The sequence below is a fragment of the Pseudomonas sp. R19M genome, from assembly GCF_050312585.1.
Lineage (GTDB): Bacteria > Pseudomonadota > Gammaproteobacteria > Pseudomonadales > Pseudomonadaceae > Aquipseudomonas > Aquipseudomonas palleroniana.
On sequence record NZ_JBNPJV010000086.1, the window covers coordinates 21,628 to 40,290 of the forward strand.

At 62.7% G+C, this 18,663-nt stretch carries 19 protein-coding genes; 12 read left to right on the plus strand and 7 right to left on the minus strand.

Annotated features, from left to right (window positions below):
- Nucleotides 1–23 precede the first annotated feature (23 nt).
- Nucleotides 24–908: a 1-aminocyclopropane-1-carboxylate deaminase/D-cysteine desulfhydrase gene (locus tag ACQRBT_RS19200; protein WP_412047262.1), complete on the plus strand. Its 885-nt coding sequence runs from the start codon at nt 24–26 to the stop codon at nt 906–908.
- Here ACQRBT_RS19200 and ACQRBT_RS19205 read toward each other — a convergent pair.
- The 3 genes from ACQRBT_RS19205 to ACQRBT_RS19215 all read right to left on the minus strand — a co-directional run bounded on the left by ACQRBT_RS19205 (nt 898) and on the right by ACQRBT_RS19215 (nt 3,515).
- Nucleotides 898–1,455, minus strand: coding sequence for a cytochrome b (locus ACQRBT_RS19205; RefSeq protein ID WP_161549196.1), 558 nt, complete (start codon nt 1,453–1,455; stop codon nt 898–900). The genes ACQRBT_RS19200 and ACQRBT_RS19205 overlap by 11 nt on opposite strands.
- Nucleotides 1,456–1,569: 114 nt before the next feature.
- Nucleotides 1,570–2,397 carry a phosphonoacetaldehyde hydrolase gene (gene phnX / locus ACQRBT_RS19210; protein ID WP_412047261.1) on the minus strand — a complete coding sequence of 276 codons (828 nt, stop codon included), beginning with the start codon at nt 2,395–2,397 and terminating at the stop codon, nt 1,570–1,572.
- Nucleotides 2,394–3,515: a 2-aminoethylphosphonate--pyruvate transaminase gene (locus ACQRBT_RS19215; protein ID WP_244385519.1), complete on the minus strand. Its 1,122-nt coding sequence runs from the start codon at nt 3,513–3,515 to the stop codon at nt 2,394–2,396. The genes phnX and ACQRBT_RS19215 overlap by 4 nt, the downstream gene beginning before the upstream one ends.
- 111 nt (nt 3,516–3,626) lie before the next feature.
- Here ACQRBT_RS19215 and ACQRBT_RS19220 point away from each other — a divergent pair, with 111 nt between their 5' ends.
- Nucleotides 3,627–4,484: a LysR substrate-binding domain-containing protein gene (locus ACQRBT_RS19220; RefSeq protein ID WP_412047260.1), complete on the plus strand. Its 858-nt coding sequence runs from the start codon at nt 3,627–3,629 to the stop codon at nt 4,482–4,484.
- Nucleotides 4,485–4,583: 99 nt separating this feature from the next.
- Entirely contained in the window at nt 4,584–5,291 is a 708-nt protein-coding gene (locus tag ACQRBT_RS19225; RefSeq protein WP_005789254.1) for a YebC/PmpR family DNA-binding transcriptional regulator, read from the plus strand.
- 60 nt (nt 5,292–5,351) lie between these two features.
- On the opposite strand, the gene ACQRBT_RS19230 is transcribed toward ACQRBT_RS19225, so the two are convergent.
- Complete coding sequence (locus ACQRBT_RS19230; RefSeq protein WP_411985638.1) at nt 5,352–6,653, minus strand: protein kinase; 1,302 nt, start codon at nt 6,651–6,653, stop codon at nt 5,352–5,354.
- Nucleotides 6,654–6,693: 40 nt separating this feature from the next.
- A complete protein-coding gene (gene zapE, locus ACQRBT_RS19235; protein ID WP_090370114.1) occupies nt 6,694–7,788 on the minus strand; it encodes a cell division protein ZapE in 1,095 nt (364 codons plus the stop codon).
- A 215-nt stretch (nt 7,789–8,003) separates the two neighbouring features.
- Between zapE and ACQRBT_RS19240 the strand changes: the two genes are divergently transcribed.
- The 7 genes from ACQRBT_RS19240 to ACQRBT_RS19270 are packed head-to-tail and all read left to right on the plus strand — an operon-like array spanning nt 8,004 to nt 14,338.
- Nucleotides 8,004–8,504, plus strand: coding sequence for a Csu type fimbrial protein (locus tag ACQRBT_RS19240; RefSeq protein WP_425226343.1), 501 nt, complete (start codon nt 8,004–8,006; stop codon nt 8,502–8,504).
- Nucleotides 8,498–9,040, plus strand: a complete 543-nt coding sequence (locus ACQRBT_RS19245; protein WP_090370119.1) for a spore coat protein U domain-containing protein — start codon at nt 8,498–8,500, stop codon at nt 9,038–9,040. The genes ACQRBT_RS19240 and ACQRBT_RS19245 overlap by 7 nt, the downstream gene beginning before the upstream one ends.
- An 18-nt stretch (nt 9,041–9,058) precedes the next feature.
- Complete coding sequence (locus tag ACQRBT_RS19250) at nt 9,059–9,592, plus strand: Csu type fimbrial protein (RefSeq protein WP_060756929.1); 534 nt, start codon at nt 9,059–9,061, stop codon at nt 9,590–9,592.
- 4 nt (nt 9,593–9,596) lie between these two features.
- The gene (locus ACQRBT_RS19255; RefSeq protein ID WP_060756743.1) at nt 9,597–10,097 is read left to right on the plus strand and encodes a Csu type fimbrial protein; all 501 of its coding nucleotides are present in this window, start codon (nt 9,597–9,599) and stop codon (nt 10,095–10,097) included.
- 26 nt (nt 10,098–10,123) lie between these two features.
- Nucleotides 10,124–10,909 (plus strand): fimbrial biogenesis chaperone, encoded by a 786-nt coding sequence (locus ACQRBT_RS19260; protein ID WP_060756742.1) that lies wholly within the window; start codon nt 10,124–10,126, stop codon nt 10,907–10,909.
- Nucleotides 10,910–10,950: 41 nt separating this feature from the next.
- Nucleotides 10,951–13,341, plus strand: a complete 2,391-nt coding sequence (locus ACQRBT_RS19265) for a fimbria/pilus outer membrane usher protein (protein ID WP_412047259.1) — start codon at nt 10,951–10,953, stop codon at nt 13,339–13,341.
- Between the two features lie 16 nt (nt 13,342–13,357).
- Nucleotides 13,358–14,338 carry a Csu type fimbrial protein gene (locus ACQRBT_RS19270; RefSeq protein WP_201026491.1) on the plus strand — a complete coding sequence of 327 codons (981 nt, stop codon included), beginning with the start codon at nt 13,358–13,360 and terminating at the stop codon, nt 14,336–14,338.
- Here ACQRBT_RS19270 and ACQRBT_RS19275 read toward each other — a convergent pair.
- Nucleotides 14,335–15,072: an anti-sigma factor family protein gene (locus ACQRBT_RS19275; protein ID WP_060756739.1), complete on the minus strand. Its 738-nt coding sequence runs from the start codon at nt 15,070–15,072 to the stop codon at nt 14,335–14,337. The two genes, ACQRBT_RS19270 and ACQRBT_RS19275, sit on opposite strands and share 4 nt — an antisense overlap.
- Nucleotides 15,069–15,575 carry a sigma-70 family RNA polymerase sigma factor gene (locus ACQRBT_RS19280; RefSeq protein WP_060756738.1) on the minus strand — a complete coding sequence of 169 codons (507 nt, stop codon included), beginning with the start codon at nt 15,573–15,575 and terminating at the stop codon, nt 15,069–15,071. The genes ACQRBT_RS19275 and ACQRBT_RS19280 overlap by 4 nt, the downstream gene beginning before the upstream one ends.
- A 199-nt stretch (nt 15,576–15,774) precedes the next feature.
- Between ACQRBT_RS19280 and ACQRBT_RS19285 the strand changes: the two genes are divergently transcribed.
- Entirely contained in the window at nt 15,775–17,364 is a 1,590-nt protein-coding gene (locus ACQRBT_RS19285; protein WP_060756737.1) for an amino acid adenylation domain-containing protein, read from the plus strand.
- Nucleotides 17,357–18,655, plus strand: a complete 1,299-nt coding sequence (locus tag ACQRBT_RS19290) for a hypothetical protein (RefSeq protein ID WP_412047258.1) — start codon at nt 17,357–17,359, stop codon at nt 18,653–18,655. Before ACQRBT_RS19285 ends, ACQRBT_RS19290 begins: the two co-directional genes overlap by 8 nt.
- Nucleotides 18,656–18,663: the final 8 nt, after the last annotated feature.

An 18,663-nucleotide genomic window follows, 5' to 3' on the forward strand; every position in this document is an offset into this window, starting at 1 on the left:
CCGTTTTTCATGCAGATCCCCCGATGGGCCCCTTCGACTGGCTTCCCCGCGCTCCCCTTGAACCCTTGCACCTGGACTGGTTGAAGGGCGTCGAGTTGGCGGTACTGCGCCTGGACCGCATCGACCCGCTGATCAGCGGCAACAAGTGGTTCAAGCTCACCGGGCATCTGGCGCAGGCGCAAACCGCCAGCGGCATCATCAGCCTGGGCGGCGCTTACTCCAACCATTTGCACGCCTTGGCGGCGGCCGGGCAACGCTTGGGTTTCCCCACCGTTGGCCTGTTGCGCGGCCACCCTCAAGACACGCCCACCGCGCTCGACCTGAAAGCGTTCGGCATGCAGCTGCATTGGCTGGGCTACGGCGGCTATCGCGCGCGGCATGCGCCGGACTTCTGGTTGCCTTGGCGCGAGCAATACCCGCACCTGCATCCTGTGCCCGAAGGCGGAGGCGGAATGGCCGGTGCATTGGGCTGCGCGGTGCTGCTGGAACAGGCGCGCGCGCAATTGCACACCTTGGGTTGGGCGGACTATGACGGCTGGTGGCTGGCGGCGGGTACCGGCACGACGCTCGCGGGCCTGGTCCTGGCTGAGGCGGGGGCGCATCCGGTGTACGGCGCCATGGCCGTGCCGGATGATCACGGTGTTGCGCAGAACATCGAGGCGCTAGTGCCGGGCGGTTACGAACTGCTGGACGCCTGCCGGGGCGGCTTCGCCAAAATCGACGCGGTGTTGCGCGACTTTATCGAGGCTACTGAACAGGCCTGTGGCTTGCCGCTGGAGCCGCTCTATACCGGCAAAGCGCTGCTGGCGTTAAAGCAGCAGATCGAGGCCGGACGTTTCAGGGCCGGCACCCGGTTGATCTTCATTCATACCGGCGGCTTGCAAGGCCGCCGAGGGTTCACGGGGTAGCGCGCTTGCCCGGCATCATGCGCAGCGCGGTGTTATCGCGCACGATGTAGTGGTGGTAGATCCCCGCCAAGGCATGCAGCCCGATCAGCCAGTAACCGACGGTGCCGCTCAGTTCATGCCACTCCTTGATCTGCTTGGCCAAGTCTTTGTTTTCGCCGATCAGGGGCGGCAACTCTATTCCGTAGAACATCACGGAATGCCCTTGGGCGCTGACGATCAACCAGCCCAGGATCGGCGTGCCGATCATGAACACATAGAGTGCCACGTGCATCAGTGTCGCCAGTGCAGCCTGCCAGGGCGGCGGTGCCGGCACGATTTTCGGTGCCACGCCCAGTGCGCGTGCGAACAGCCGCAACCAGACCAGTACAAAAATGGTCAGGCCGAACATGAAGTGCATTTCCACAATCAATGCCCGACCGCCACTGCCTTTGGGGAAGACCCCACGAAACTCAATGCAGGCGTAAACCACCGCCAGCAGCACCACCATCACCCAGTGCAACGCTATCGACATGGTGCTGTAACGCGTATCGGAATTTTTCCACGGCATCGCTGGGTTCCTCACTCATCAGGGCAAACCTCCGTTCTTTGGCGACGGAGTGCTTTAACTGTATGCCGATTTTGAGTGGTTTGCCTGGCGTAAATACCGTTGTTTTGACCTCTGTCAGCCGCTTTGCGGCATTTCGCCGCGAGCCAGGCGCTGGTTGATCTGCGTGATGACTGCCGGCAGCTCCAGGAGGGTGTCGATCAGGTAGTGCGGGCGCGAGCCTTCGAACAGGTGCCCGATGCGTTTGCGTTCGCAGGCCAACGTGGCGCTGTCCAATGCGCGGAACTGCTCGTAGGTCAGGCCAAGGGCATTGCCGGAACAGGTCAGGGCCACGGTCCACATCCCGGCGCGACGACCTTCAAGAATGCCTGGCACGGTGTCGTCGACCTTCACGCACGCCGCCACATCATCGACCCCCAGCGCGATCACGTTGGCCAGGGCCTGGGCCGGCCATGGTCGGCCGTTGGGCACTTCGTCGGTGGCAACCACATGGTCCGCGATGTAGCCGTGGGTGGCGGCAAGGGCAACCACCTTGTCCATCACTTGCTTGGGGTAGCCTGAGCAGGAACCGATCTTGATGCCTTGCACGCGCAGCCGGGCGATGGTGTCGAGGGCGCCCGGGATCAGCGCTGAGTGCTCGGCGATCTTTTCGATCTGCAGCGGCATGAAACGCTGGTAGATCGCGGTGACGTCATCGTCGGTCGGGCTGCGGCCGAACGCCTTGCGGTAGCGTTCAGCTACCTGCGGCTGATCGCACAAGGTGCGGATGTGGTCCCATTTGCCCATGCCCATCGGGCCGCGGGCTTCGTCGATGGACACCTGCACACCGAACTCGGCGAAGGCTTCGACAAAGATCTGCGTGGGGGCAAAGGAGCCGAAGTCGACCACGGTGCCGGCCCAGTCGAGGATCACGGCCTGGAGGGTGTTGGGGGGTTGATAGTTCATGCCGGCGATCCCTGAGAAGAAAGGTTGATATGCATGGATTGCAGTGCCTCGGCGATGGCGGCGACGGCGGCGTGCATGTCGCTGGCGTCGACCTGGCCGATACAGCCCACGCGGAAGGTTTCCACCTGAGTCAATTTGCCGGGGTACAGGATGAACCCCTTGGCCTTGACCCGTTCGTAAAACGCCTTGAACTGGTAACGCGGGTCTTGCGGGGCGTGGAAGGTCACGATAATCGGCGCCTGGATCGCTGCCGGCAAAAAGCTGTGCAGGCCCAGTTCAGCCATGCCGTCCAGCAGCGCCTGGCAATTACTGGCGTAGCGTTGATAGCGCGCAGGCAGGCCACCTTCCTCGGCGTATTGCACCAGCGCTTCGTGCAGGGCTGCGACCACATGGGTCGGCGGAGTGAAGCGCCATTGACCGGTACTGGCCATGTAGCGGTGTTGGTCGAACAGGTCCATCGCCAAGGAATGACAATTACCCTCGGCGGAGGCCAGGGCGTGCTTTTGCGCAAAAACGAAACCCATGCCCGGCACACCCTCCAGGCATTTGCCCGAAGCGGCAATGAGGGCGTCGAACGGCACCTCGCGGGCATCGATCGGCAAGGCGCCGAACGAGCTCATGGCGTCGATGATCAAGCGCTTGCCGTGGTACTTCACCACCCGGGCGATCGCCGCCAGCGGGTTGAGAATGCCGGTACTGGTTTCGCAGTGAATCAACGCGACGTGGGTGAGGGTGGGGTCCGCCTGCAACAGGCGGTCCACGTCGGCGGCGGTGGTCGGCTCGTCCTCGGCGGTTTCAAAGGCCGTGAATGCGCGGCCGAGCACTGCGCAGATCTTCGCCAGGCGCTTGCCGTAGGCGCCGTTGATCAGCACCAGCACCTTGCCGTTGCGGGGCACCAGGGTGCCGATGGCGGCTTCCACGGCAAAGGTGCCGCTGCCTTGCAAGGGCACGCAATAATGGCTGGCGGCACCGTTGATAATCGCCAGCAACTGCTCGCAGACACCGGCAGTGAGTTGGTTGAAACGGTCATCCCATGAGCCCCAGTCCATCAGCATTGCCTGGCGGGTGCGGGCGGACGTGGTCAGGGGGCCGGGCGTGAGCAGAATCGGCGGGGTCATTGCAGCTCCTCGTGAAGCGGTGGAGTCAATCTACGGCGCCTAAATTGCAGTTTGGCTTGTTATCAATCAAATTGTTTGTTGTTATGCGAGCTATCAGTGAGGCCGATAGCTATGAACCTGTTCCAACTGCGCGCATTCGATGCCGTGGCCCGCGAGGGCAGCTTTACCCGGGCGGCGGCACGGTTGTTTATCAGCCAGCCGGCGGTGACAGGGCATATCAAGGCCCTGGAAGAGCACTACCAGATCCCGCTGCTGCGCCGCACGGCCCGGAGGGTGGAGTTGACCGAGGAGGGCACGCGCCTGGCCGCGATCACGCGGGCGATCTTCGGCCTGGTGGATGAGGCGCAGATGCTGCTGGAGGCCAACCGGCAACTGCTGACCGGGCGCCTGGAAGTGGCGGCGGATGGCCCGCACCTGGTGATGCCGATGATTGCCAGCCTGCGCGCGCGTTATCCGGGCATCACCGTCAACCTGCGGTTGGGCAATGCTCAGGAAACCCTGGCGGCGCTGCTGTCCGAGCATGCGGACGTGGCGGTGCTGACCGAGGTGGAGCCGCGCCACGGCCTGCATTTGCAGCCCTTGAGTGAGTCGCGGATCTGCGCGCTGGTGCCGGCGGGCCATGCCTGGGCCAAGCAGCCTGGCGGCATTGACCTGGAGCAGCTCAACGAGGTGATCATGGTGCTGCGTGAACCCGGTTCCATCACCCGGCGTACCTTTGATGACGCCTGCCAGGCGGGCGGTGTACAGCCCAGGGTGTTGTTGGAGCTGGACAGCCGTGAAGCGGTCACCGAAGCCGTCGCCGCGCAATTGGGTGTGGGCGTGGTGTCGTCAATGGAGGTCAGCCCCGACCCTCGGGTACAGGCGATTGCCTTGCGGAGTGATGGGCTGGTCAACCGGCACCTGCTCGGTTGCCTGGAGCGACGTCGCTCATTGCGCTTGATCCAGGCGTTTTTCGAGTTGGCCTCTTGACGGTTTTTTGGTGGATTGGAGCGTTTTTGCCCTATAAACTCTGCCCCCAAAGCGCCGGCCAGTAGACGTTTCGGCGCGATGGATAAAAGAGAGTGAGTCATGGGCGCACAGTGGAAAGTCAAACATAAAGAAGCGGCAGCCAATGCCAAGGGCAAGATCTTCGGCAAGCTGGTGAAAGAGATCACCATCGCCGCCCGTAACGGTGCCGACACCGCGACCAACGCCCACCTGCGTCTGGTGGTGGAGCAGGCCAAAAAGGCCTCGATGCCCAAGGAGACCCTGGACCGCGCCATCAAGAAAGGTGCCGGCCTGCTGGGCGAAACCGTGCAGTACCACCGTGTCACCTATGAAGGTTTTGCCCCGCATCAGGTGCCGTTGATCGTCGAATGCGTGACCGACAACATCAACCGTACCGTGGCGGAAATCCGCGTGGCATTCCGCAAGGGCCAACTGGGCGCCTCCGGCTCCGTGGCCTGGGACTTCAACCATGTCGGCCTGATCGAAGCCTCGCCGGACACCCCGGACGCGGACCCGGAAATGGCCGCTATTGAAGCCGGCGCCCAGGATTTCGAAGACGGCGAGGAAGAGGGCACCACCCTGTTCATCACCGAGACCACCGACCTGGACGCTGTGCAGAAAGCACTGCCGGAGCAGGGGTTCACCGTGCTGTCGGCCAAGTTGGGCTATCTCTCGAAGAACCCGGTCAGCGGCTTGACCGATGAGCAGATGGCCGAAGTCGAGGCCTTCCTGGAAGGCCTGGACAACCATGATGACGTGCAGGATATGTTCGTCGGTTTGGCCGGCTGATCTGCAACTCGAGAGATAAGGTCAAAATGTGGGAGGTGGCTTGCTCCCTTCCACAGGGTTTCAGTGCTGTTGTGCAGATTGCAGCAGCGCTTCAATTTCTTCAAAGCTTGGTCGGGCCATTACCTGCGGCTGACAGCAACGCTTTTGCAGCGCTACGAGTTCGCCGCTCCCGCCCGTTTCAACTCGCTCCAACAACTCCCCCAGCAACACCCCAAACGCTCTCACTTCGATACGTTGCAACGCCCTGGTTTCCAACGTGTCCGCCATAGCATGGAACGAGGCCGCGCCAAAATCGCCCAGCAGGCAATCGCCCGCTGCATTCCACAAGATATTGTGCGCGTACAAGTCGCCATGGGTGATGCCCTGCCGATGCAGGTGCGCCGCCACCGACGCCACGCCCCGCAGCATGCGCAACGCCACCTCAAGGCTGAAGCGGGTATCGGCTTCGTAGATATCCCGGGTGCAAGAGTCCCAGCTGGGCAGGGCGGCCAGGTTGCGGTAACTCGCATCGATCAGGTCCATGACCAGCGCGGCCTGGTCGTCGGGGTGGCCGACGACGCGGCCCTGTACCTTGATCAGGTTCGGGTGCAGGCCCGCGGCGATACAGGCTTGCATTTCGTGCAAGGGCGAGCCGTCGCTGGTGATGGTGCCTTTGTACAGCTTGACCGCGACAGGTTTGGCCAAAGGCTTCCACAGGGCTTTGCGGATGATCCCGGACGCGCCCTCGCCGAGTACCTCGGCCAGTTCCAGCTCAGGCCAGGGAATACTCGCCGTCGTGTGCTCATCGGCCGTTACCGCCGCCATTTCCACCGGGTTACCGGCATAGGCCAGCCAGGTCAGGCTCGGTAGGTTCAGCAGCCATTCGGGCAAATGGGTGAAACGGTTGGAGGCGATGCGGATCAGCTCGAGGTTGTGGCAGTGGGCCAGGCTTTGCGGCAAGTGCTCCAGTTGATTGCCGGCCAGCATCAGCTTTTGCAGCAGTGGCCGCTCGCCCAGTTCGTGGGGCAATTGGCGGATGCAATTGTCGGTGAGGATCAGCCAGCGCAGCCGCGGTGGCAGGGCGGCGGCGGGCACATGGCTGATCTGGTTGGCCTTGAAGCCGATCATGCTCAGCTGGGCGCATTGGCCCAGGCATTCCGGCAACTCGGTAAAGGCGTTGTTCGAGCAGAACAGGATGCGCAAGTGGGTCAGGCGGTGAAGATCGTCGGGCAGACTGCTCAGGGCATTGCCGGTGAGGTTGAGGATCTCCAGGGAATCGGCCAGTTCAAAGATTTCCGGCGGGAATTCGGTCAGCCCACAGGACAGGTCCAGGCGTCGGGTGCCGGCCAATTGGCCGGCCTTGAGTTGGGCGAGGGTATTCATGAACGGCGCGATCACTCGGCAAGGTAGGTGTAAATGCCGCTCATGATACCGGGTCGGATGCCCATTGCGGGCAGACCGTTTGTAATTGACTCAGGCGGCTCGCCGTGCGGGCCAGATCGATGGCCTGGCCTTCCATGGCGAGCGGCAGGGGCTGGTGGCCGATCAGGGTCAGGCGCTTATCGCGGTCGTAAAGCACGTCCACCAGGTTGATAAAACGCTGTTGCACGGCGATGGGGCATTCTGCCAGTTGGGGCAGGCCGTCGATGATCCAATGGTCGTAGTCCTGGCACAGCAGCAGGTAATCCATCACCGCCGTGAGTTGCTCGCACAGGTCGTTGAAGGTGAAAGCGATGGTGCGTGCCTGCCGATGGCGGTAAGTCAATTGCCGGGTGCCGACGCTCAAACGGTGCGGTGGCGAGTCGGTGGCGGGCAGCCCAAGGTCTTCGCGCTGCTGCGCAGTGCCCGGCCACACATATTGCCCTTCGGTAAACCGTTGTTCGGCATGGGCCTGGGGCAGACTGCGGAAGTCCTGCGGCGAACTGACCTCCAACACGTCCATGCGTGCGGCGATGAGGTCGATCACCGGCTTGAAGCGTTCGTGGTAAAGGGGGTTGGGCAATAACCCTTCGGGGGGGTAATTGGACGTCACCAACACCCAGATGCCCCGCTGGAACAGCGCCTTGAACAAGCGGCTGATCAGCATCGCATCGCCGATGTCGTGGACATGGAACTCGTCGAAACACAGCACGCGACAACCTGCCAGCAGTTCATCCAGGGTGACGGCCAGGGCATCGGTGTGTTCGCGGTGCTGGAACATGCCCCGGTGCAGGCGGGCGAAAAAATCGTGGAAGTGCACGCGCTGCTTCTCGTCGATCGGCAGCGCCTGGAAAAAACCATCGAGCAGCCAGCTTTTACCCCGCCCCACCGGGCCATGCAGGTACAGGCTGCGTGTGCGCTGACCGCCGAGCAGCTGCCGGGTTTCTCGGGCCAGGGCGGCAATTGCCTGGGTCTGGCCGGTACTGAGGGTGTAGCCCTGTTGCGCGGCTTTTTGTGCAAAGAAAGCGGCGATGGGCGAGGTGTCCGAGGCGTCGGTTTTTTTACCCAGCAGGCGTTGGATCAGGGAAAGCACGGCCAATACGAGTCGCTCTGTGTGTCGGGGGTCGCTTACTTTAGGGGCCTGGGTGCGATTTGACCAATAGAGAAGCAGGCAAGTCGTTATCTCAAAAAGGCATGACGTATGGGCTGTTCCGCGCAAACTGGCGGATTCTTGCTAAATGACTAACCTCATACAAAGTTTGTACCCCTGTATAAGGAATTGGGGCTGTGAAGGGACACACAGTATTGGCCGTCATGGGCGCCATGCTTGGCAGTACGGTCTACGGCGCGCAACTGCAAGTGGTGGTGCGCATCGACGTACAGCGCGGCTGCCAATTGGTGGGCACCACCCGCAGTGCCGGTATCGAACAGCTGGGTGTGCTGGACTTCGGCAGTGGCCCGCGCCTGGACGACCCGGCCGGTCCCTTGAGCGCGGCCCTGATCAGCCAGCGTCAACCGCGCCTTGAATGTAACCCCGATACGCCCTACCAAGTGCGCGTGGACGGTGGCCTGCATGGTGGCGTCGGTGAAGTGCGTTACCTCGCCACGGCTGCGCCTTCGGCCCGGCCCATTCCCTATCGCCTGTACGCTGACGCCGCGCGTCGCATCCCCTTGCCTGTGAATGAACCGTTGAGCGGGCGCGTGCCTGACTCCGGCAGCGTCGACCTGCCCCTGTATGGCCGTATCGAACCGTTGAGGGATATTCCCGCCGTCGGCCGCTATTCCGACCTGCTCAAGGTCACCGTCACATGGTAAGCCGGGGTTGGGCCCTGGTAGCCGTGGGCGGCTTGTTGCTGCTGGCGGGTGACGCTGAGGCGGCGGTCAGTGGGCAGATTCAGGCGCGCCTGGTGATTACGGCCAGTTGCGAGGTGAGCAAAGGTGGGGTGACCACGCCGCTCAATGCTACCGGCGGCACCGCCATGCTCGACTTCGGCAGCCAGGGCCCGACCTGGACCAACCCTCTGGGCGCGGTCGTTACCGATGTGACCAAGGCGCCGTTGTCGGTGTCCTGCAATCCGTCGGTGGTGAGCAGTTTTAAAGTGACCATCGACGGTGGCACCAATGGTGACGGCACTGTCCGGCGCCTGAGCAATGGTCGTCAGAGCATTCCGTATCAGTTGTCGGCCGATCCGCTGGGGAGAATCTCCTACAGCATCGGTCAGCAACACCATTTCGTCATGACCAAGGGCACACACATCCCGATCCTGTTATTCGGCTTGGTGGTGGCGAATACCAAGGCCTTACCGGCCGGCATCTACACAGACACCCTGACGGTGACTCTGGATTGGTAAACCATGAGGATGAATATCATGCATGCACTTGTCTCCAAAGCAGTTTTCCCCTTGATGGCGCTGGCGTGGGTGTCGGCTGCGCAGGCGGCCACGGTGGCTGGCACGGTGACCTCCACCCTGGTGTTGACCAGCAGTTGCCTGGTCAACGGTGCGGCGGCGACCGGCGGGATGAGTTTCGGTGCGTTGAACTTCGGTACCGCCAATAGCCTGTTCACCCAAGCCACCGGCCAGGTGCTGGGCGGCGGCGGCGGAGCGTTGTCGATCTTGTGTTCGGCCGGTACTTCACCCTCGTTGACGGTGTCTGCAGGGGCCAACGATGGCAAGTCCGCCGGTGGAGGACGTGCGCTGTACGACGGCGTGGCCAATTACGTGCCCTACGACCTTTACACCGACAGCGGCCACTCGAACCTGTTGGCCATCGGAGGGGTGATCAACCTGGCGCCGAGCACCGGGGTTGCCCAGGCCGTGAATATCTACGGCAAGGCTACCGGCAAGGCGGGGCTGCCGGCCGGCACGTACACAGACACCGTTGCCGTGACCCTGACCTTCTAAGCGCATGAATCGCGTTGGGTGGGCGGCGTTGCTGGTGTGCGTGGGCTGGGGCATGCCGGTGTCGCTGTTGGCGGTGACCAGCCAGTCGTTCCAGGTCAGTGCGACGATCACCCCGGGGTGCCTGGTGGTCGGCGGCGGCACGAATTACGGCAGCCTGGCGTTTGGCACGTACTCAGCGCTGGCGACCAGCACGGCGTCCGTCGCGCTCACCGGGGGGGTGACCTTGCAATGCACGCCAGGGGTCGCGCTGAACATGAGTGTCGATGGCGGTTTGTATAACGCCAGCGGCCGGCGGATGCAGCTCAATAGCGGCACTGCCCAAGTGGCTTACCAGTTGTTTCGCGACGCGGCCTTCAGCCAGAGCCTGGGGATCAGCCAGAGCGTCAGCGTGACCTACAGCAACGCCAACAACATCACCTTGCCGATTTATGGGCGAGTGCAGTTACCGGGCAACCAGCCTGGGGGGACGTACAGCGATACGCTGCAGGTGCAGCTGTCGTGGTAAAGCGATCGGCACAAGGAGTGGGATTTATGGATGCAGCTTCCCGGCGAGGATGGATCGCGGGTGTTATCAGCATGATGGTACTGGGCGTGGCGAATGTGCGGGCTGCCAGCTCCGTGTTGATCTGGCCGATTGACCCGGTGCTGGAGGCCGATCAACAGGCCAGCGCCCTGTGGCTGGAGAACCGCGGCACCGAGACCGCCAACCTGCAAATCCGTGTATTTGCCTGGACCCAACAGGGTTTCGACGAGCAGTACCACAACCAGCGCGACGTGATCGGCAGCCCGCCGGTGGCGAAGATCGAGCCGGGGCAGAAGCAACTGGTGCGCCTGACCCGTACCAAAGACGTGCCGCCGGGCCAGGAGCTGGCCTATCGCATCATCATCGATGAAATCCCATCGGCCACACCCATCGCCACGCCGGCCGATGGCAAGACCGCTGCAGCGATCCGCTTCCAGATGCGTTATTCGGTGCCACTGTTCGCCTATGGGCCGGGCTTGTGGAGCAAGGACGACGGCACCCGTGATCGCGACCCGAAGGGTGCGGGCAAACCGGACTTGAGCTGGAAGAAGGTCACGGTGGGCGCACGCAACTACGTCGAAATGCGCAACCAGGGCGCCGTGCATGCGCGTTTGACCGATGCCGCGTTCAAACAGGGCGGCCAGCCTCGACCGCTGGTGGAGGGCTTGTTGGGCTATGTGTTGCCGGGCGCGACCATGCGCTGGCCGGTGCCGGACGGGTTACCCGTTGATCAGCCGCTACAGGTCCGCATCAATGGTGCAACGCAGCTGGAGAGCCTGGCGCCGGGGCGGTAGGGCAATGCGCTAGGGCATGGAGCAGCCCCGGATGTTAACGGATGGAGATGTCCATTGACGGACACAAAGTAGTGGTGAGCCAAGGTCAGGCTCCAGGGTTATGGCGAAGGGTGTGGGTGGGTGGCTTGTCCGGCCTGGCGCTTGCGCCGCTGGGCATGGCTGCACCGTTGCCGCCGCCGCCCAGCAGCATGGAGGCTGTTGCTGATGCGCAGTTGTTCCTGGAACTGGTGGTCAACCAGCAGGACACCGGCCGTGTGGTCGCGGTCAATCAGCGCGCCGGGCAATTGTTCCTGCCGGCCTCGGTATTGCAAGAGGTGGGCATGAAACTGCCTGCCGACGTCGGTAGCGAAATCGCGCTGGATAACCTGCCGGGCCTGCACAGCGACTACGACAGCCAGGGCCAGCGGCTGGTGCTCACCGTGCCGCCCCCCTGGTTGCCTGAACAGTTTATCGGCAATCGCGACAACTCCCCACGCACTCCCGCGTTGACCAGCTTTGGCGCGATGCTCAACTACGACGCCTATCTGAACGACACCGATGACGCGGCTACTTACCTGGGCGTCTTCAACGAAGTGCGGCTGTTCGATACCTGGGGAACCTTGTCCAACACCGGGCAGTACCGCGCCACCATTGGTCGTGAGACTGTCGGCAGTAGCCTGGATAACGGTTATCGACGGTATGACACCACCTGGCGGTTTTCCGATGATGAACGCCTGCTGACCTACGAAGCGGGGGATGTGATCAGCGCCGCGTTGCCCTGGAGCACTTCGGTGCGCCTGGGCGGGGTGCAGGTGTCGCGGGACTTTGCGGTACGCCCGGACCTGGTGACCTACCCATTGCCGCAATTCTCGGGCGAGGCGGCGGTGCCGTCGTCGGTGGATTTGTTTATCAATGGTTATAAAACCAGCAGTGCGGATTTGCAGCCAGGCCCCTACACCTTGACCAACGTGCCGTTTATCAACGGCGCTGGGGAAGCGGTGGTGGTCACCACCGACGCCTTGGGCCGACAAGTGTCGACCACGGTACCCTTCTATGTCACCAGTACGCTGTTGCAACAGGGCTTGTCGGACTTTTCGGTAGCGGCGGGTAATCTGCGTCGCGACTACACCGTGCGTGATTTTGGTTATGGCCCTGGGCTGGTCAGCGCTACGTTTCGCCACGGGCTGTCCGATGCCTTCACGTTGGAAAGCCACGCGGAAGCCTCTAACGACCTGACCCTGGGCGGCGTGGGTGGCAACCTGCGAATGGGCACCTTCGGTGTGCTCAACACGGCGATCAGCCAAAGCCAGTATGACGGCAGGACCGGCCAGCAATTGAGCCTGGGCTACCAATACAGCAACCCGCTCTACAGCCTGTCGTACCAACGGGTAGAGCGCCGCGATCAATACGCCGACCTGAGCCTGATCGACACGCCTTACGCCAGCCTCAGCAAACGCAGCCAGCAGGCGACCTTGAGTCTGAACCTCAACGATTTCGGCAGCCTGGGCGTCGGTTATTTTGATGTGCAGGCGGCGGATGATTCACGCACGCGCCTGGTGAACCTGACCTGGAGCAAACCGCTGTGGCGCAACAGCAGTTTTTACCTGTCGGCCAACCATGAGGTGGGCGACAGCAGTTGGGCGGTGCAGGCGCAACTGGTGATTCCGTTCGACGTTTACGGCAGCCTCAGCGTCGGCAGTGAGCGCAGCAAGACCGGGCAAAGCCTGCAACGGGTCAATTACAGCCGCGCCGTGCCGGCCGAAGGCGGGGTGGGCGTCAACCTGGGTTACGCCAGCGGTGATGGGCCGGCTTATCGCCAGGCCGACCTGACCTGGCGTTTGCAGTCGGTGCAGTTGCAGGCGGGCGTGTATGGCAGCCGCGACAGCGAAACCCGTTGGGCGGATGCCAGCGGCTCACTGGTGTGGATGGACCATCAGGTGTTCGTCGCCAACCGCGTCAACGATGCATTTGTGGTGGTGAGTACCGATGGCTTCAGCGGTGTACCGGTGCGCTATGAAAACCAGGTGGTGGGCCAGACCGATCGCAACGGCCACCTGCTGGTGCCGTGGACCAGTGCGTACTACCGCGCCAAATACGAGATTGACCCGCTGAACCTGCCGGCCAGTGTGCAAGTCCCCAACGTTGAGCAACGCGTGGCCGTGCGCCGGGGCAGCGGTTATCTGCTCGAGTTCCCGATGCGTCGGGTGCTTTCGGCGAGTATCACGCTGGTCGATGCCCAGCATGCGGAACTGCCCCTGGGCAGCCAGGTACGTCACGAGCAAAGCGGCGCGCTGGCGGTGGTGGGCTGGGATGGCCTGGTGTACCTGGAAAACCTGGCGGCCCATAACACCTTGCAAGTTACCCTCGGCAATGGCCAGACGTGCCAGGCCAGGTTTGAACTGGATACCACTCGGGAACAGGTGCCGCTGATCGGGCCGCTGGTGTGCCAATGACATAAGGAGTGTGCGTGTGCGGGTCAAGGAATGGCTGTGGGGGGTGGCGAGCTTGGCCGTATCGATACCGGTGCAAGCCGCCTGTTCGGCGGTGGCCACCGTGCCGGCCAGCTTCGGCACGGCAGTCAGCTCGATGACGGTACGTACCACGTCCCAGCCCAGTTCGACCACCAACGGTGGCATCAACTGCACACCGGCGTTGCTGTCGGTACTGACGTCCGGTGATCACTTCTACGCGACCATTACCGGTTCGGCGCAAGGCGGCATGCTCGGGCCGACGGGTGATGTCATCAGCTACACGGTGTACGGCAACAACACCGCCTCGTTCCCGATAACGCGGGGCAGCGCATTTGATTTCGGCGGCAGTGGCGGCATTGCCGCGAACTTGGGGCTGGTGTTCGGCCCCGGCACCAAAACCTTGCCACTCTACTTTGCCACCACCGTTGGCAGTAACGTGGCGGCAGGCGTGTACAGCGAGACACTGAGTATTTTATGGAGCTGGAATTATTGCGCGGGCATTGGCATCGGCGGTATCTGCGCAGGGCGCGATATCGGCAGTGGCACCAGCACGCTGAACGTCAGCATAACCGTTGCCAATGACTGTCAGATCACCACGCCGGCGATCGCGTTCGGCAGTGCGCCAGTGGTCAGCGCCTTCACCACCGTCAACGGCCAGGCCAGTGTCGCCTGCACCAAGGGCAGCGCCTACACCGTCGGCCTGGGCGACGGGCAGAACCCGGTGAGTGTGGGCGGACGACGGCAGATGATTTCCGGCAGTAATCTCTTGGCCTACGACATCTTCCAGGGCGCCGGCGCCACCCGTTGGGGCAGCGTGGGCGCGTCGCGGCGCGCCAGTGCCTCGGCGGAAATCAACCCCGGCAACGGCCTGGGCACCGGCAGCCAGGTGTTCAACTACAACGCCCGGATCTACACCGACCAAGCCACGCCACCGGGTGGCACCTACCTCGACAACGTGGTGCTGGATGTAGGGTTCTAGAACTTCAGCAGCGGCGTGCCCGGCTGGTCCGCCGGCCTGACCATGGCGTAGTTGTACCCGCCGCCGGACCAATACTGCGCCTCTAAACCGTCGGCACTGCGGCTGCCACGGGGCAGGAACCCGTTGTTCGGGCCGGGTGGTCGGATGTAGAAGCTGAGGCGGTGACCTTGTGCGTCCTCGTACAGCACCATGGCGGCCGCGCCTTGATCGGTCGTGAGCAGGCGCCCGCTGACCGGTTTGAAGCCCGATGGGCTGAGGTCGGGCAGGCGATGGGCGCGGTTGAAGTAACGGTCCAGCCACGCCTGCATGGCGTCGCCGTCCTGGGTCTGGTAGTCGGCCGGCATGATGCCGTCCTGGGCGAACAAGCGGAATGCTTGCATCGCATCGGCCATCGGCAACGTCGGCGCTTGCGTGGCTTCGCGGGCATGCCAGCCGCCCAGCCCGCCGAGGCTGACGGCGATCAGCAGGACTGCGGCGCTGGCGACGTGGCGGCGCGTCTGATGCTTGAGGCGTCGGCGAACCAGCGTCGGGTCCAGCTCGGGGTTGGCCGGCTGTTGCAAGGCGCCGCTCAAGGAAGCGCGCAGCAACTGTGCGTCGCGTTGCCATGCGTGCACTTGAGCCGCGGCGTCGGGGTGGGCGGCCAGCCAGGTTTCGAGCACACGGCGGTCGCTCTCCGACAATTGGTGGTCAACATAGGCATGCAAATCGCGTTCGCTGGGGGGCAGGCTGATCATTTGAGTATCCGCAGGGAAGGGCTGGCGATGTCGCCGTCACTGAGTTGGCGCAAGGCTTGGCGTGCCCGGGACAGACGCGACATCACCGTGCCGAGCGGTACGTCGAGGATGTCGGCGACTTCCTTGTAGCTCAAGCCCTCGACACTGACCCAGAGCAGCAGGGCGCGTTGTTCGGTGTTGAGCTGGTCGAAGGCTTGCAGGGTCGACTGGGCCATGACCGTGCGCTCTGCCGAAGGGTGCGCGTCGTCACGGCCGGTGAAGAATTCGAGCATGCGCGCATACCGACGGCTGCGCCGGTGAGCGTCGAGGAACTGCCGGTAGAGAATCGAGAACAGCCAGGCACGCAGGTCACCTTCGCTGCGTTTATCGGCCCAGCGGGTGATTGCCCGTTCCAGGGTCGACTGCACCAGATCGTCGGCGCTGCTGGTGTTACGCGTCAGGGACACGGCAAAACGCCGCAACCTGGGGATGAGTTCACGTAACTGTTCGTCGAGTTCATGCATGGCAGTGGAAGTCTGGTCGGTTGTACTGAGGAAGACGCAGGCCCTTGTAGGTTATTCCATCAGCCGAGAAAAGAAATTCACTCTGTGTTGAGTCAGACGTTTCTGCATAGCTTGAGAGGCTGTAATCGCGGCGATTGCCGTCTCTCCACCCTTGTAACTGCCAGCACGTGGTTGGCGGTGAAACGATGAGGGTGTGTCCATGACGTTGTCACCAACCGATAAAGCGTATTTTTCACCAGAAGCATTCGCTCATTTACCCGCCGCGCAGCAGTACATGCTTGAAGAGTGGGGCCGGGGGCCGTTGGTTCCGCTCGACGATAGCTGTGTGCACCACGCCATCGAAGCTCAAGCGGCACGGGCTCCTCAGGCCATAGCTGCGGTCGGTTTGGGCCAGCCCATCAGTTATGAACAACTCAACCGCCAGGCTAACCGCCTGGCGGTGCGATTGATCGAGCAGGGGGTCAAGCGCGGCGATACGGTGGCGCTGTTCGTCGAACGGTCGATCCCTATGTTGGTGGGGTTGCTGGCGGTGATGAAGATCGGCGCGGCGTATGTCCCCCAGGACGCCAGGATCGTGCCGCCCGTGCAACTGGCCATGGTCCTCGACACATTGACCAGCCCGGTCATATTGACCCTGTCGAACCTGAGGGGACGTATCCCTGAAACACCGACGCAGCGCTGCTTGTGTCTCGATGACTTTCTCGCCGAAGAACCCTGGGTTGCCCAGGACAATCATCGTCTATTTGCCGTTACCTACCCGGACGATCTGTGTTTTGTGCTGTTCACGTCCGGCACTACCGGGCGCCCCAACGGTGTGCGCGTCACCCATCGCAATCTATGCAATATCCTGCTCACGGAACCGGGGCGGATGGGGATGGCGCCTGGCCGCACCGTGGGGCAGATCCTCAATATCGGTTTTGACATGGCCGCCTGGGAAATGCTTGGCTGCCTGGCCCACGGTGCAACCCTGCTGATCCGTGGCAAGGACATTGCGCAAACGGCAGCACAGTGTGATGTGTTGATCGCGACACCTTCGATCCTGGCCACGCTCGATCCGCAACGTTGCCCCACGATCAAGCAGGTCGCCGTGGCCGGCGAACCTTGCCCCCAGGCCCTGGCTGACCGCTGGGCCAGCCACTGCGATTTCTATAACGGCTGCGGGCCGACTGAAACCACCATCGTCAATACCTTGCACCGGCATGTCCCCGGCACATTGCTGACCATCGGCACACCGACGCCCAACAACACGGTGTATGTCCTCGATGCACAAGGGCGTGCCTGTGAACCAGGGCAAACCGGTGAAATGTGGGCCGGTGGCAAAGGTGTGACAGCCGGCTACCTGGACGATGCTCAACTGACTGCGCAGCGTTACCGGCCGGATCCGTTCCTGGGGGGCGATGCGAGGATGTTTCGCACGCGGGACTTGGGGCGCTGGACGCGTGACGGGCAACTTGAGCACCTGGGGCGTGTGGACGATCAAGTCAAGGTGCGCGGTTTTCGTGTGGAGCTGGATGCGGTGTCGGCTGCACTGGAAGCCGGGGAGGGATGCGTACGCGCCGTCACGCTGAAACTGGACGAGCGCAACCTGATCGCCTTCGTTTCACCGGCCAGCGCCGATATTGAATCTTGCCGGCATCAGAGCGAACAACGCTTGGCCTACTACTGCGTGCCGTCGGCGATCTATGCGCTGGAACAATTGCCCTTGACGGCCAGAGGCAAGGTCGACAAAGCGCTGTTGCTGCAATGGGCGCAACAAAGGCAGGACGTGAAGGAGGCCGGTCATGTTTGATGCACTGGCCCGAGCCCAGATTCCTCCCCAGCCGAGGTTCTGGCGGCGCCTGCGCGCGTGGTCGGTGTTTTCCTATTACAACCGTCTCTTTGCACTGGTCATCGCCTGCAATGCAGGGGTGCTGTGGCTGGGCTCGGGGGTGCAGGCCATGGGGACGCAGGCAGTGTCGACGATGGTGTTGATCAACCTTTCGCTGGCGACCTTGGTGCGCCAGCAATACCTGATCAATGGGCTGTTCTGGCTGGTCACCCGCGTGCCGCTGGAATGGCCGCTGGGCATTCGGCGCCGGGTGGCAAAGGTGTATCACTTCGGCGGGCTGCACAGTGGCGGGGCAGTGGCGGCGACAGCCTGGTTCTGCGCCATGTTCGGTATGCAGGTAGCTCTGTACTTGCGCGAGCCTGGTGATGCTTCGTCAAGCGCAATGTGGCTGGGTGCGGTGTTGATGGCATTGCTGTTGTTGATGCTGATCATGGCGCTGCCTTGGATGCGTGGGCATTTTCACAACGCTTTCGAGCGTGTTCACCGGTTTGCCGGATGGGGGGTGCTGCTGCTGTTTTGGGGGCTGACACTGACGGCATCCGTCGAAGATGGGGGGAACCCACTGTCCAGCGGTGCATTTTGGGTGCTGGTGTTACTGACCTTGAGTATCGCCCTGCCGTGGCTGCGCTTGCGCCGGGTGCCGATCGAAACGCTGCGGCCTTCCCGGCATGCGGTAATTGCACAATTGACCCACACCACGCCGTTTGCCGGCTCATCCACGGCGATCAGCCTGAACCCACTGCTGGAATGGCATTCCTTCGCCAATATCCCTGCGCCGGATCAGGCGGGGTTTCGCCTGATCATTTCACGGGCTGGGGACTGGACGGGGCGGTTCATTGAGCAACCGCCTGCCCAGGTCTGGGTCAAGGGCATTACCACCGCCGGGGTCGCGAATGTGGAGACGCTATTCAAGTCGGTGCTCTACGTCGCCACCGGCAGTGGCATCGGTCCGGTCATGCCGCACCTGCTGGCAGGCAACGTGCCGATACGGTTGATCTGGTCGACCCGCAGCCCGCGCAAAACTTACGGTGACGCATTGGTGGATGAAATTCTCCGGGCACAACCCCAGGCGCTGATCTGGGATACCGATGAGCGCGGTAAACCTGACCTTGTGCAACTGGCCTATGGCGCTGTCCAGGCTTATGGCATCGAGGCGGTCATCTGCATCGCCAACCAGAACCTGACGCAGCGTGTGGTGCAGGCGTTGGAAGCCCAAGGGATACCCGCTTATGGCGCGATCTGGGATTCCTGAGAGCGTGG